Genomic DNA, 12,912 nt, shown 5'->3' on the forward strand with positions numbered 1-12,912 from the left:
CCTGCGGTGTCGTGGGGCGCGAGCCGGCGGCCGGAACTGGGTCGTCTCGCCGCGTCCTACCGGACAACTCTGTCCGGTTATAGGTTATCCCCGTGTCCGACACGCGTCCGGAGAATCGCGGACCTGCCGCCGCAGGGGAGAACCGCAGGGCACTGCTCGCAGCCGCCCTCGAGGTCTTCGCCGACGGCGGCATCGACGCGCCGCTCAGCGCGGTGGCCCGGAAGGCCGGAGTGGGCCAGGGAAGCCTCTACCGGCACTTCCCCGACCGGACGAGCCTCGCCCTGGCGGTCTTCGAGGACAACGTCGCCGAGCTCGAGGCGCTCGCGGCCGACCCCGCGTCGACGCTCGACGACCTCGTCGCGCTCCTCACGGACCAGACCATCCGATCGGTCGCCTTCGTCGACATCCTCACGGCGACATCGTCCGACCCCCGGGTGCTGGCCGTCGCCGAACGCGTCCGGGCGGCGCTCGCCCAGGTCCTCGACGGGTCACGCGGGCCGACCCGTCTGCGGCCCGTGGTCACCGCGGACGACGTGCTCCTGGCGGTCGGGATGGTCGCCGCCGTCGTGGCCAGGACACCCGCCGCCGAGCGCCGCGCCGTTGCCGACCGGGCGTGGTCACTCCTCGACAACGGGCTCCTCGAGGGCCCCACCCGCTGAGGTCCGGGCGGCGAGGAGCTGTTCCCGAAGGATGTCGGCGTGGCCGGCGTGCTGGGCCAGCTCCCGGAGGAGATGGAGGTAGATCCAGCGGAGGCTGAGCGGACCGAACCGGTGGCCCGTGACGACATCGTCCAGCGTGAGATGTGACGCGGTCTCCACCGAGGCCGCGCACACCCGCCTGTGCGCCTCCCGGATCGACGCGACGGTGTCGTCGTCGGCGAGGAGGAAGGAGTCGTCCGGCGACGCGGGGAGCCCCAGCTGCTGACGCCGCGTGCCGGTGACCGCCTCGACGAACCACACCTGCTCGACGTAGGTCGCGTGCTTCACCAGTCCGAGCAGGGTCGTTCGCGAGGGCACGAGCCGCCGTCGAGCCTCCTCCTCGGTGATGCCGTCCAACGACTCGTTGACCAGGCGGCGGTACGTGTCGAGGAAGGCCTCGAGCTGGCTCCGCTCGTCCGACGTGTGCACGGCGTGCACGTCTGCGGTGAAGAGGTTCATGGTGCCCAGTATTGGCCTCCGCGCACGCGGGACGGGCGCCTCCGTCGCGAAGGTGGCTCAGCGGCATACGGCATCGTCCGGGAGCACGAGGACAGGTACGTCGCGGCCGTCGTCAGCGCCGTCTTCGAGCCTGGCTGCTGACACGAGTGCGGCACGGGGTGCATGTCCAGGCATGCCGCGCCTGACGCACGGGCGAGGCGCGGGTGGGGCAGGTCCGGGGTGGCTACCATGCGTAGATGCCAAGACTCGTGCTCACTGTCATCGGGGACGACCGCGCCGGCCTCGTCAAGGCCCTCGCCGAAGTCGTGACCGCCCACGGCGGCAACTGGGAGCACAGCCAGATGGCCGAGCTCGCGGGCAAGTTCGCCGGCATCGTCGTCGTCGCCATCCCGGCCGAGCGGGGCGACGACTTCGTGGCCGCCCTGCGCGACCTCGAGGGCCTCATGGAGGTCTCCGTCCACCCGGGCGCCGAGGCAGAGGCCGGCGCCCGCGAGGGGTGGCAGCCGCTCACCATCGACCTGCTCGGCAACGACCACCCGGGCATCGTCAACGAGGTGACCGGCGTGCTGACGCGGCACGGCCTCAGCATCGACACCATCGCCACCGAGACCCGGGACGCGCCGATGGCGGGCGGGCGGCTCTTCGAGGCCCACGTCGTCGCTCTGGTGCCGCCGACGGCCGACCCGGTTGCCCTGCGCGCCGACCTCGAGGAGCTCGCGACCGAGCTCCTCGTCGAGCTGGCCGTCGAGTAGTCAGGCGCGGCCGTCGGGCGGGGCAGCCGGGCGCCCGGCCGCCCGGGCGGCCGGGCGATCGACACGCGCCACCTCCCTCGCCAGCCCCACGGCCCGGGAGAGGGCACGCAGCTCCTCGGCGGACTGGTTCGGGTCGTGGCGACGCAGCGCCTCGGCGTTTGCGAGGTGGTCGGAGTACGGGGTCCCGACGCGTCCGGCGAAGGTCTCGAGGACGGCGCGAACCGCGGCGCGCAGCCCGTCGTCACCGACCCCGACGGAAGCCAGCATCCCGTCGGTCACGACGACCTGCGCGAGGATCAGGGCGGTCATGGCGACGTCGAGGCCGGCGTGCCCCGGACGCGCGTTGGACCAGTCGATGACGACCGGGTCCGTGCCACGCACGATCACGTTGAGCGGGTGGAGGTCGAGATGGAGGATCGACTCGCCGGGCTCGGCCCCCGGCCAGTCGAGGGCATGCAGCCGGTCGTGCAGCCCGGCGAGAACCGCCCCGACCTGCTCGGGCTGGAGACCACCCGCCATCGCCTCGACCAGCGTGGTCCCGTCGACCCGCTCCATCACGATGTCCGGCCCCGCGGCCGAGTGCACCGCCGGGACCGGGTAACCCAGCGCCGCAACCGCACGGATCGTCGCCGCCTCGGCCTCGGCGGACCGGCCGTCACGGTAGCGGCGGAGCACGAGCCCGTCGCCGTGGTCGAAGACGTCCGAGTCCCGTCCCGAGGCGAGCAGCTTCACGCGGCCACCCTAGCGACCGGTCACCGGCCTCCGAGCCCGCCGTGAACCGCGAGGAGGTCACCCCACGTCCGGACCCAGATTGTCCGGAGGAGCCCCTATCGTGCCGGCATGACCACGACTCAGCCGCCTTGGGATCCACCGCTCGCGGGCACCGAGGTCGAGCAGCTCACCGGAGCACTCGACCGGCTCCGCACGACCTTCCGCTTCAAGACCGACGACCTCGATGCCGCCGGGCTCCAGCAGCGCATCGGCGCGTCCACCCTGACCCTGGGCGGCCTGCTCAAGCACCTGGCCGCAGTGGAGGACCACCACTTCACCGTCAAGCTCACGGGTGAGCCGCTCGGCGGCCCGTGGGACTCGAACGGTTGGGACGGCAGCAACGACTGGGAGTTCGCGAGCGCCGCTGACGACACCCCGGAGGAGCTCTACGGCCTCTGGGACAGCGCCGTCGAACGGGCGCACGCCCGGGTCCGCGCGGCGCTCGACCGGGGAGGTCTCGACCAGCCGGTCCACGCGTCGATGCCCGACGGACGCCACGCGAACCTCCGCCGGCTCCTGTGCGACCTCATCGAAGAGTACGGCCGGCACACCGGCCACGCCGACCTCCTCCGCGAGGCCGTGGACGGCCGCACGGGCGAGGACCCGCCGGACGGCTGGCAGCCGCGGAGCGGCCGCTTCCCCTGGGAGTCGTGACCGGCATCTCACGAGCGGGCCGCGTCCGGGGTGTGGCACGTATGCCGCTGGGCGGGGTCACGCTCGAAGGCGCGCAACCAGCCCGCGCTGGCCGGACCGCATCATCCAACGGTGGTTCGCGCGGAGCACCGCGCCCGCGACGGGCACGAGCCGCCGGAGCCCGGGTGCCGTGACGACGGCCTTCTGGGTGTACTCGGCCAAGGTGTACTCGGCAACCGTCCGGCCGGTGCCCTGGCCCCGGTCGGGGTGGTGGGGGTCCGGGTCGGCCACGAGGCGCCACTGGCTCCACCCCTCGAGGTCGCCGGCGATTCTCACCCGGAGCACGAGACCCACCGGATCAGCGACCTCGCGGGTCAGGAACAGGTCGAGCGTGTAGGGCAGGAGGCTGCGGACGAAGGCGTGGCCGCTCTCGTCGTCGAGCCGTTCGATGCGGCGCACCTGGGGCCACCACTCGGCGTACCGGTCGACGTCGGCCAGCACGGCATACGCCGTGGTGACGTCGATGGGGAGGCGCCAGCGGTCGCGGAACTGGAACGTCCCCATGACCGCCAGCCTGCCACCCCTTCCTGCCCGGACCACGTTCGACGATGGAGTCACTCGATCCGAGGCTGCGACCCGAAGCGGCGAACCTCCTGGGGCCAGCCGCACGCCTCAGCTAGCTTGCCCGCCCACATCGTTGCGGTCTCGTCGTCGGGCACGTCCACGACGGCGAACCCGCCGAGGAACTCCTTGGTCTCGACGTAGGGTCCGTCGGTGACCATGACGGTGCCACTGGTGGGGTCGGCACTGTAGACCGGGCCGTCCTCCTCCAGCCCCCCGGCGAAGACGTAGACGCCGGCAGCCTTCATCTCGTTGACCGCCGCCATGGCGAGCGGCGCGCGGCTGCGGAACCACTCCTCGGTGTGGTCGCCCACCCACTGCTGGTTGAAGTAGAGGAGGTACTCGGTCACGACTGCTCCTTTGCTCTGGCGGGCCTGGTGGACCGCGTCCATACCCACTCCACGAAAGGCGACGGGCGAATCCGACACGGCCCCACCGGAAATGAAACACCGGCTCGAACGGGTCAGTGACCTCCAGGGGCAAAATCGCGTGCATTCGCGCCTCTTCGTCGGCTTTGATCCCTTTTGGCGTGGCCACGTGTACCGCCCGCGTCTGACCAGCACCCGCGACCGTGAGAGCAGAGTGACCACCATGCTGAACTACCCGCTCCTCGATGTCCGCGTCAGCACGCCGACGCTGGAGCTGCGCGCCGCCACAGACGAGCTGTTGGACCAGCTCGCAGATCTCGTGCGCTCGGGCAAGACCCACGCCGACCCAGCGCCGTACGACGACCCGATGTCGTTCTACGAGACCGACCCCGACCTCCGGGTCGCCAAGTGGCTCCAGGCGATCTGGCGGGGCCGAGGCAAGGTCGGACCCGACGCCTGGCGGCTGTACTTCGTCGTCATGGTCGACGGCCGGCCGGTCGGGGAACAGTCCCTCGCCGGGGTGAGCTTCTCCACGCTCGGAACGGTCACCACCTTCTCCTGGCTGTCCACCGATCTGCGGGGCAGAGGGCTCGGGCACGAGATGCGCGAGGCGATCCTGCACCTGGCGTTCCACGGCCTCGGGGCGAAGGAAGCAGCCAGCGACGCGTTCGTCGACAACCTCGGCTCCAACGCGATCTCGCAGGGTCTCGGCTACGAGCCCAACGGGTTCGACTGGGCGACGCGTCAGGGCGAACCCGCCCTGCTCAACCGGTGGCGGCTGACCAGGGACCGCTGGGAGCAGCGACGCAGGGACGACATCCAGCTCCACAACATCGAGGCCTGCCACGCCCTCCTGCCCCTGTCCTGAGGCGTTCTGACGACAGGATGCAGGCCCACCATTCCTTCGGGCTCGGGCTTCAGCCGAGGCAGGATCCTTGCTCGAACTCTCGAAGGGTGGTCACACGCATGAAGTCGTCGTTCTCGGCCCGGGCTTGCTGCTCAGGGCTACCTGTGGGCTCGCCTGCAGGGAGGGGCCGGGTGGTGTCGTAGACGCGGACCTGACCCGGCTTCAAGGCTGTGAGGTCCTCGGCAGTGAAGAGGACGTAAAGGCTGACGCCAGAGCCATCGTCAGCGCCCGCCTCGAGGTGATACACGACCCCCGGCTTCAGCTTTGGGACTGGTCTTCCGAGCACCCATCCGCCCTCAGGACTGCCGAATGACCAAGACGTCGAGCCCGTTGCTGGGGCCGTACGTCCCCAAGAGGCAACCGCAGGGGTGGTGTCGTTCAGGGGCTCGGTGTCGAGAAAGGCGCCGTCCATGTGCTCGCCGCGGCACACTCGCAGATAGCCGACAGGGTGCCCCGCAGCGTCGACACCCACGCCGATCGTTCCGGTTTGAGCCGGGCCGCAGGCGGACAGCACGCCCACGACCGTTAGGACGGCCGCGCCGGCCCGAATCCTGCGAATCGTAGACACGTCCGCACCATACGGCGGGCCGTGATTCGAAGTGCCGCTCACCGCCAAGCTGACATCGCACCGTGGCGAGGCGATTATCCGCAAGACTGCTCGGCGGCACACGCGGACTCTCGCGCTCATCCGCCGGCAAGAGGTCACCTCGATGAGAGCGGGTTGCACCATGCTGGCACCATGACTCGAGACGACCTCAGGGTTGCGCTTGAAGGCGCGACGGGAGAGGCGGTGCCGACGTGTCGCGCCGTGCTTGACGAACCGACCGCGCAGGTGGATGCCGACGCGATCCTTGAGCGCCTGGCCTCCACAACCAAACTCGTGACGCTCTACCGGGGTCGGGCCAGCCACGTCGAAGACATCGGGCTCCCGACGCTTGGGTTCCGAGACGTTGTCGACCGCTTGGAGGCAACGCCTCACGAGAAGCTGCGGCTTGCTCTCATCACCGGCCCGAGCGGGTACCCATGGTGCGTTCTGTTCCTCGCACCCGATCAGACCGAAGTCGTTGCCGCGCTCGCAGTTCTCGCGCCATTGAAGCCTGTGTGAATCTCGGCCGACATGCGACGAACGCCAGCGTCCTACGTGATTCGCAGTCCACCGACCGCTCATCGACAGACCCGGTGTGTCACGTCCCTCACAGGGCCGCCCCTCTGACATAGCGGCGGGCAGCGCATCGGCACCCTCGGCCTTGGGTCCGGTCAGCCAACGGGCGCCGGCGGGAACGGCTGGATCGTCAGCCCGGGTGAAGAGAAGCCGTGGGCGCGGTCGCAGCACGCGGCATACGCGACGCCGCGCATGGTCACGCCGCGATCACCCGCTGGTCTCGCCGGGATCTCAGCGGACACGAAGCGTCATCAGTCGGGTCACGTCCCGGTAACCAGCGCTGTCAGCGCAGCAGCCCACTCCTACGGTCGATTCAACGCGCACTCAATGCAACTCAAGGATGAGGCAGGGGGCACCGCCATGGGAGTACTGAACCATCGCCGTCACATCACGCACGCCGCCATCGCAGTTGTGACCGCTCTGGCCGTGACGGCCTGTGCCGCCGGCGGGTCCAGCGACAGCGGGGCAGGCCGGTCGGGGCAGGCGCCCCCCGCCCCGCCACGCCTTGCCACGGACCTGCCGACGGCCCGCGACTTCGCCATGACCGACCCGGCCTCGGATCCGCTCTCCACCTTCGCGCTCGACATCGACACCGGCTCGTACACCCGATTCAGGGATGCGGTGAACCAGGGCCGCCGGATCGCCCCGAGCGAGGTCCGCACCGAGGAGTTCGTCAACTACTTCGAGCAGGGCTACCAGGCGCCACGCGAGGGACTCGACGTGAGCATCGATGCGGCGCCCCTGCCGTTCCGCGAGGGCCACCGCCTGGTCCGTGTCGGCATCAGGAGCGCGAACGCCGATCACGAGTCGCGCCCCGACGCGGACCTCGTGCTGGTCGTGGACTGTTCCGGGTCGATGGGTGAGGCCGGCAAGATGGACACCACCAAGGCCGCGCTGCGAACCCTCGCCACGTCGCTCCGGCCGACGGATCGCGTTGCCATGGTGTGCTACTCGACCGAAGCCGACGTGGCCCTCGAACCCACCCCTGCCGCGGACCGACTCGCGATCGACAGGGCGATCGACTCCCTGCACCCCCAGGAGTCCACCAACGCAGCGGCCGGTCTCGCCCTCGGCTACGACCTGGCGAGGTCCATGCACACGGAGGGTCGGATGTCTCGCGTCGTGCTCGTGAGCGACGGTGTCGCCAACGTCGGCGACACGACCCCGGGCGGGATCCTCGACCGGATCAGCGCCCAAGCGCGGGCAGGGACGAACCTCATCTCCGTCGGCGTGGGCATCGAGGACTACAACGACCACCTGCTCGAGCAGCTCGCCGACCGCGGCGACGGCTGGCACGTCTACGTCGACACCTCGGCCGAGGCCGAGCGGGTGTTCGCCACCGGGCTCACCGGCTCGCTCGTTGTGACGGCTCGCGACGCCAAGGCGCAGGTCGAGTTCGACCCGGCCCAGGTGGCGGCCTACCGGTTGCTGGGCTACGAGAACCGCGCCGTGGCAGACCGAGACTTCCGCAACGACGCGATCGACGGCGGCGAGGTCTTCGCCGGGCACGCCACCACCGCGCTCTACGACGTCGAGTTGCGGGAAGGAGCGCGCGACGCGTCCTTCGTGAAGGCCACCGTCCGCTACCTCGATGCGAGCGGCCGGCCGGTCGAGCGCTCCCGACAGCTCAGCGACGCCGAGTGCGCCCCCAGCATCGAGCATGCCTCACCACGCCTGCAGCAGGACCTGGTCGTCGCCATGCTGACCGACCGGCTCACCGGGGGCCCCTGGACGCAGTGGACCAGACCCGACGACCTGCGGCAGCGGGCCGCCGCCGTCACGGCGTCGCTCGACAGTGACCGTGACGTGGCCGAGCTGGTCGGCCTCATCGACCGCGCCACCACCTGAGCGACCGGAGCCCTTCGGGCCACCGCGAGTGTGCGACGGCGCTCGGGGGAGGAGCCACCCGCCTGTTCGAGCGGGTGGGGTCCCCCGCTGCGTGTGCCAGTCGCTGCTTCAGCACGGGATAGATGCCGACCGGGGCCGGCAGCACGACATTCCGCGAGCTCGCTCGCACGAGCTCAACCCAGGCGCGGCCGGAACGGGAGTGGCGCAACCGCACGTCACGCACCTCTGCCCATGGGATCCGTGTCCGACGGAACGCGTGGACGACGACGACAGCGTCCTGCTCGAGCAGCGTCCGCATGCGGAACTCGGCGAAGGCAATGACCAGGACGTAGAGGGCCAGCCCGAACGGGAGGACCAGCCCTATGGGGTGCCACAGTACGACGTCGTCGGGCCAGCCTGAGATGCCCATGTGCATGAACAACGACGCCTGCAGCAACCGTCCCACGAGCCTCTTACCGCGCCCGGGCGCATCGCCACCCCCGGCGTTCGGCCTCAGTCCACGGGCGACGGCGGGACCGGCGGGATGGTCAGCCCGGGCGGAGGGAAGCCGTGGGCGCGCTCGTACCAGGCGGCATACGCGACGACGGCGGTCGGCAGGGTCGGGAAGATCAGCGACTCCCCGACCTTCTCGACGAAGCCGGCGCCCTGGAGCGACTCGCGCATGTCCTGCTTGACCCGCGCCATCGCGAAGGCGATCCCCCGGCCAGCGAGGGTCTCGCGCAGCGTGTCGAGCGCGTCGACGGCCGTCAGGTCGACCTCGGTGTTGGCCTCGGCGTTGAGCAGGAACCACTCGACCGGGGCCCGGGTCTCGGCCAGCGCCACCGTCTCGAGCGCTCTCGAGACGAAGTCGTCGGAGTTGGCGAAGAAGAGCGGCGAGTCGTAGCGGTAGACGACGAGCCCGGGAACCTGCACCGCGTCCGGGTAGTCGTCGATGTCGTGCATCCCGGCGACGTTCGGGACGTAGCCGAGGACGCCGTCGTGCGGGTGGACGATCCGCCGGAGCAGGTCGAGGACCGAAAGCGCGATCGCGACGCCGATCCCCGGCAGCACGCCGACGACGAGGACGGCGGCCGTGGTCGCGAGCGCGAGGACGAGCTCGCTCCGTCGGAACGCCGCGATCCGCCGCAGCTCGGCGACGTCGACGAGCCGCAGTGCCGCGTAGACGACGACCGCACCGAGGGCCGCGGTCGGGAACGCGCCGATGACCGGCCCGAGCCAGAGCAGCGTCGCGATGACGAGGACGAGCGAGACGAGCGAGTGCAGCTGTGTCCGGCTGCCCATCGTGTCGGCGATGACGGTGCGGCTGCCGCTGGAGCTGATCGGGAACCCCTGGAGGAGACCGCTGCCGATGTTCGCGGCGCCGAGCGCGAGGAACTCCTGGTCGGCGTCGATCGACTCCTGGTGGCGGCCGGCGAACGCGCGCGCGGTGAGCACGTTGTCGGAGTACGCGACGACGGTGATGCCGAGCGCGGCCGGCAGGAGTGCCCACAGGTCGACGGAGCCGAGGTCGGGGACGTGGACCTGCGGCAGTCCCTGGGGCACCTCCCCGACGACCTTGATGCCGTATGCCGTGAGGTCGAGCACGCGCACCACCACCGTCGCGCCGAGCATCCCGAGGAGCGGCCCGGGCCAGCGCGGCGCCCAGCGCTGGAGGGCCAGGAGCAGCCCGAGCACGGCCAGCGCCAGCCACAGGGTCGGGAGGTGGACGTCGCCGAGGTGGGTCACGGCATACCGGAGCTCCTGGAGGAAGGAGTCGCCCTCGACCGCGATCCCGGTGATCTTGCCGATCTGGCTGACGATCATCAGGGCGGCGATCCCGGCCATGTACCCGACGAGGACCGGCTTGGAGAGCAGCTCGGCGAGGAAGCCGAGCCGGGACACCCGCCCGACGACGCAGATCAGACCGACTGCGACGGCGAGCAGGGCTGCCGTCTCGGCGTACCCGGCGGCGCCCAGGCCGCTCGCCGTCACGAGGGCGCCGACACCGGCAGCGGTCATGAGGGCCGTCGTCGACTCGGGCCCGACAGACAGCTGGCGCGACGAACCGAGGATCGCGTACGTGAGCAGCCCCGGCCCGACCGCCCAGAGGCCGGTGACGGCGGGCAGGCCGGCGACCTCGGCGTAGGCCAGGACCTGCGGCACGAGGTAGGCGGCCACGGTGATGCCGCCGAGGACGTCCCCCCGCAGCCAGGACCGGTCGTAGCGGCGGAGGACCCCGACACCGGGCAGGAGCCGCTCCCAGCGCGAATGGTCCGGAGCTCGGCCGCGCGGGTGCCGCTGCGCCCCGGCCCCCGCCGCCTTGTCCATACGGCGAGGGTAGGGCGGCTGCGCCGGTCATGCGGCAGATCACACCGAGTGCCTGCCCCAACCCCGGAACAGTTCCTCGGGCCCGGCGTACGGTGAAAGCAGAGGCGACTGCCCGTCGGAGGGCAGTGCCTGACGGGACAAACGGGGGATCGTCCAGCGGGAGGAATCGACATGGGACGGCTGAGCCTCGGCATCATGGCCCGCTCGCACAAGGAGCACGAGCGGCGACTCCCCCTGCATCCCCGCCACCTGACGCGGATCCCCGACGACCTCCGCGAGGACGTCCTCCTCGAGCACGGGTACGGCGCCGGTTTCGGCGTGACGGACGAGCAGCTCAAGGCGTCGGTCGGGGGCTTCCGGACGGCCGAGGAGCTGTACGAGGAGTGCGACATCATCCTGCAGCCCAAGCCCCTTCTCGCCGAGATCGCCGCGATGCGGATCGGGCAGGTCCTCTGGGGCTGGCCGCACTGCGTGCAGGACTCCGAGCTGACCCAGGTCGCCATCGACCGCAAGCTGACGCTCATCGCCTTCGAGGCGATGAACCACTGGAACCGCGACGGCTCCTTCAACCTGCACGTCTTCCACAAGAACAACGAGCTCGCCGGCTACTGCTCCGTGCTCCACGCCATGCAGCTCGCGGGGGCGACCGGTGACTACGGCCGGCGCCTCAGCGCCGTCGTCATCGGCTTCGGCGCGACCGCGCGCGGCGCGGTGACCGCTCTCGACGCCCTCGGCGTCCACGAGATCGACGTCCTCACCCACCGGGCCATCGCGGCGGTCGCGGCGCCGATCCACTGCGCGCGGATCGTCCACTTCGACAGCGACACCGGCAACGGCGTGAGCCACGCGGTCACCGAGGAGGGCCCGGTGCCGCTCGCCCGCTTCCTCTCCCAGCACGACGTCATCGTCAACTGCGTCCTCCAGGACACCGACGCCCCGGTGGTCTTCATGACGGACGACGACCTCTGGCTGCTCCGGCCCGGGTCCGTCGTCGTCGACGTCTCGTGCGACGAGGGCATGGGCTTCAGCTGGGCCCGGCCGACGAGTTTCACCGAGCCGACCTTCGTCGTCGGCGACCACGTCCTGCACTATGCCGTCGACCACAGCCCGTCGCTGCTGTGGGACTCCGCGACGTGGGAGAACAGCGAGGCGCTCCTGCCCTTCCTCCGTCCCGTCATGGACGGCCCGGAGGCCTGGGACGAGAACCCGACGATCCGCCGGGCGATCGAGATCCGCGACGGCTCGATCCTCAACCCGGCGATCATCTCCTTCCAGCACCGCGCGCCGATCCACCCGCACTGGCCCCTCGCGACGTAGCGCCGACGTCGGGAGGTCGGCCCCGCGGACGAGTACGAGGAGGGCGACCATGGGCAACGGTCGAGCCAGCCACCGACCGGGCCGTCTCGCGGTCGCCGTCGCAGCGGTCGCGGCCTTCGCCCTCCCGCTGGCCGCCTGCACGACAGGCTCACCGGGCGGGACCGGCACCACTGGTGCGAGCACCGGGGGGAGCGCCACCCCAACGGGCACCACGAGCGCCACCTCCACCGTCCCCGCGCCCGTCCCGACGCAGAGCCCGCCGTCGCCGACGACGACGCGCCCGACGAGCACCACCCGGCCCCCCACGTCGACCAGTCCGCGGCCGACCACCCGGGCCCCGAGCCCGACGAGCCCGACCACAAAGCCGCCGAGCACGACGTGCTCGATCCCGAGCAGCCTGCTCGGCCGCGACCTGACGACCCTCGGCACCTCCCGCAAGGTCCTCGCGCTCACCTTCGACGGCGGCGCCGACAACGCCGGGGTCGCCTCGATCCTGTCGACGCTGTCGGCCAAGGGCGTGCCGGCGACCTTCTTCCTCACGGGCGAGTTCGTCAACAGCTTCCCTGCGAGCGCCCGCGCCGTCTCCCGGTACCCGGTCGGCAACCACACCTTCAGCCATCCGGACCTGACGCTGAAGTCGGACAGTGCGATCCGGACCGAGATCCGGACGGCAGCCTCGCGGATCAAGGCCGTCACGGGCCAGGACCCGCGGCCGTACTTCCGCTTCCCGTTCGGCGCCGTCAACGCCCGGACCATCTCGGTCGTCAACAGCGAGTGCTACGTCCCGTTCCGCTGGACCGTCGACACGCTCGGCTGGAAGGGCACGTCCGGCGGCCAGTCCGTGTCGACGGTCGTCGACCGGGTCCTCGACGCGGCGCGGCCGGGCGAGATCGTCCTCATGCATGTCGGGGCCCACCCGACCGACCACTCCACGCTCGACGCGAGCGCGCTCCCGGCCGTGATCGACGGTCTGAGGGCTCGCGGGTACTCGTTCGTCACGCTCGGCGCGGTGATCGGACCGGCGCCCTGAGCCTCAGCACGGCACCCTCTCCACGGCACCCTGTCCATG

Annotated in this window: 15 protein-coding genes; 10 read left to right on the forward strand and 5 right to left on the reverse strand. The window is 71.0% G+C overall.

All coding sequences use genetic code 11. The annotated features are described in order from the left end of the window. Window positions 1-92: 92 nt before the first annotated feature. On the forward strand, window positions 93-659 hold the full coding sequence (locus tag N865_RS06235) for a TetR/AcrR family transcriptional regulator (protein ID WP_157557584.1): 567 nt from the start codon (window positions 93-95) through the stop codon (window positions 657-659). On the opposite strand, the gene N865_RS06240 is transcribed toward N865_RS06235, so the two are convergent. Next, window positions 618-1,157 (reverse strand): DinB family protein, encoded by a 540-nt coding sequence (locus N865_RS06240; RefSeq protein WP_051510263.1) that lies wholly within the window; start codon window positions 1,155-1,157, stop codon window positions 618-620. The two genes, N865_RS06235 and N865_RS06240, sit on opposite strands and share 42 nt — an antisense overlap. Before the next feature lie 236 nt (window positions 1,158-1,393). On the opposite strand from N865_RS06240, the gene N865_RS06245 reads away from it, so the two are divergent. Further along, window positions 1,394-1,909 carry a glycine cleavage system protein R gene (locus N865_RS06245; RefSeq protein WP_034802968.1) on the forward strand — a complete coding sequence of 172 codons (516 nt, stop codon included), beginning with the start codon at window positions 1,394-1,396 and terminating at the stop codon, window positions 1,907-1,909. Here the strand turns inward: N865_RS06245 and N865_RS06250 are convergent, their stop codons facing one another. After that, a complete protein-coding gene (locus N865_RS06250; protein ID WP_051510264.1) occupies window positions 1,910-2,641 on the reverse strand; it encodes a phosphotransferase in 732 nt (243 codons plus the stop codon). A 108-nt stretch (window positions 2,642-2,749) separates the two neighbouring features. Here N865_RS06250 and N865_RS06255 point away from each other — a divergent pair, with 108 nt between their 5' ends. Next, the gene (locus tag N865_RS06255; RefSeq protein WP_034802971.1) at window positions 2,750-3,334 is read left to right on the forward strand and encodes a mycothiol transferase; all 585 of its coding nucleotides are present in this window, start codon (window positions 2,750-2,752) and stop codon (window positions 3,332-3,334) included. 57 nt (window positions 3,335-3,391) lie between these two features. Here the strand turns inward: N865_RS06255 and N865_RS06260 are convergent, their stop codons facing one another. Then, complete coding sequence (locus tag N865_RS06260) at window positions 3,392-3,877, reverse strand: SRPBCC family protein (protein ID WP_034802985.1); 486 nt, start codon at window positions 3,875-3,877, stop codon at window positions 3,392-3,394. 50 nt (window positions 3,878-3,927) lie between these two features. Beyond that, entirely contained in the window at window positions 3,928-4,284 is a 357-nt protein-coding gene (locus N865_RS06265) for a YciI family protein (RefSeq protein WP_034803131.1), read from the reverse strand. A gap of 241 nt (window positions 4,285-4,525) precedes the next feature. Here N865_RS06265 and N865_RS06270 point away from each other — a divergent pair, with 241 nt between their 5' ends. From N865_RS06270 to N865_RS22650, 5 genes are all read left to right on the forward strand, one after another. After that, window positions 4,526-5,170, forward strand: a complete 645-nt coding sequence (locus tag N865_RS06270) for a GNAT family N-acetyltransferase (protein WP_034803134.1) — start codon at window positions 4,526-4,528, stop codon at window positions 5,168-5,170. A 67-nt stretch (window positions 5,171-5,237) separates the two neighbouring features. Beyond that, window positions 5,238-5,522, forward strand: a complete 285-nt coding sequence (locus N865_RS22645) for a hypothetical protein (RefSeq protein WP_157557585.1) — start codon at window positions 5,238-5,240, stop codon at window positions 5,520-5,522. Between the two features lie 426 nt (window positions 5,523-5,948). Next, window positions 5,949-6,314 carry a hypothetical protein gene (locus N865_RS06280; RefSeq protein WP_034802991.1) on the forward strand — a complete coding sequence of 122 codons (366 nt, stop codon included), beginning with the start codon at window positions 5,949-5,951 and terminating at the stop codon, window positions 6,312-6,314. Between the two features lie 417 nt (window positions 6,315-6,731). Continuing rightward, window positions 6,732-8,219 carry a vWA domain-containing protein gene (locus N865_RS06285; RefSeq protein WP_034802994.1) on the forward strand — a complete coding sequence of 496 codons (1,488 nt, stop codon included), beginning with the start codon at window positions 6,732-6,734 and terminating at the stop codon, window positions 8,217-8,219. 256 nt (window positions 8,220-8,475) lie between these two features. Next, window positions 8,476-8,619, forward strand: coding sequence for a hypothetical protein (locus N865_RS22650; protein WP_157557586.1), 144 nt, complete (start codon window positions 8,476-8,478; stop codon window positions 8,617-8,619). A gap of 92 nt (window positions 8,620-8,711) precedes the next feature. On the opposite strand, the gene N865_RS06295 is transcribed toward N865_RS22650, so the two are convergent. After that, window positions 8,712-10,526, reverse strand: a complete 1,815-nt coding sequence (locus tag N865_RS06295; protein WP_084328000.1) for a SulP family inorganic anion transporter — start codon at window positions 10,524-10,526, stop codon at window positions 8,712-8,714. A 171-nt stretch (window positions 10,527-10,697) separates the two neighbouring features. Between N865_RS06295 and N865_RS06300 the strand changes: the two genes are divergently transcribed. Then, window positions 10,698-11,843 carry a N(5)-(carboxyethyl)ornithine synthase gene (locus tag N865_RS06300; RefSeq protein WP_034803000.1) on the forward strand — a complete coding sequence of 382 codons (1,146 nt, stop codon included), beginning with the start codon at window positions 10,698-10,700 and terminating at the stop codon, window positions 11,841-11,843. 49 nt (window positions 11,844-11,892) lie between these two features. Then, window positions 11,893-12,873: a polysaccharide deacetylase family protein gene (locus N865_RS06305; RefSeq protein WP_034803003.1), complete on the forward strand. Its 981-nt coding sequence runs from the start codon at window positions 11,893-11,895 to the stop codon at window positions 12,871-12,873. The last annotated feature ends 39 nt before the right edge of the window (window positions 12,874-12,912 follow it).

The organism is Intrasporangium oryzae NRRL B-24470, from assembly GCF_000576595.1.
Lineage (GTDB): Bacteria > Actinomycetota > Actinomycetes > Actinomycetales > Dermatophilaceae > Intrasporangium_C > Intrasporangium_C oryzae.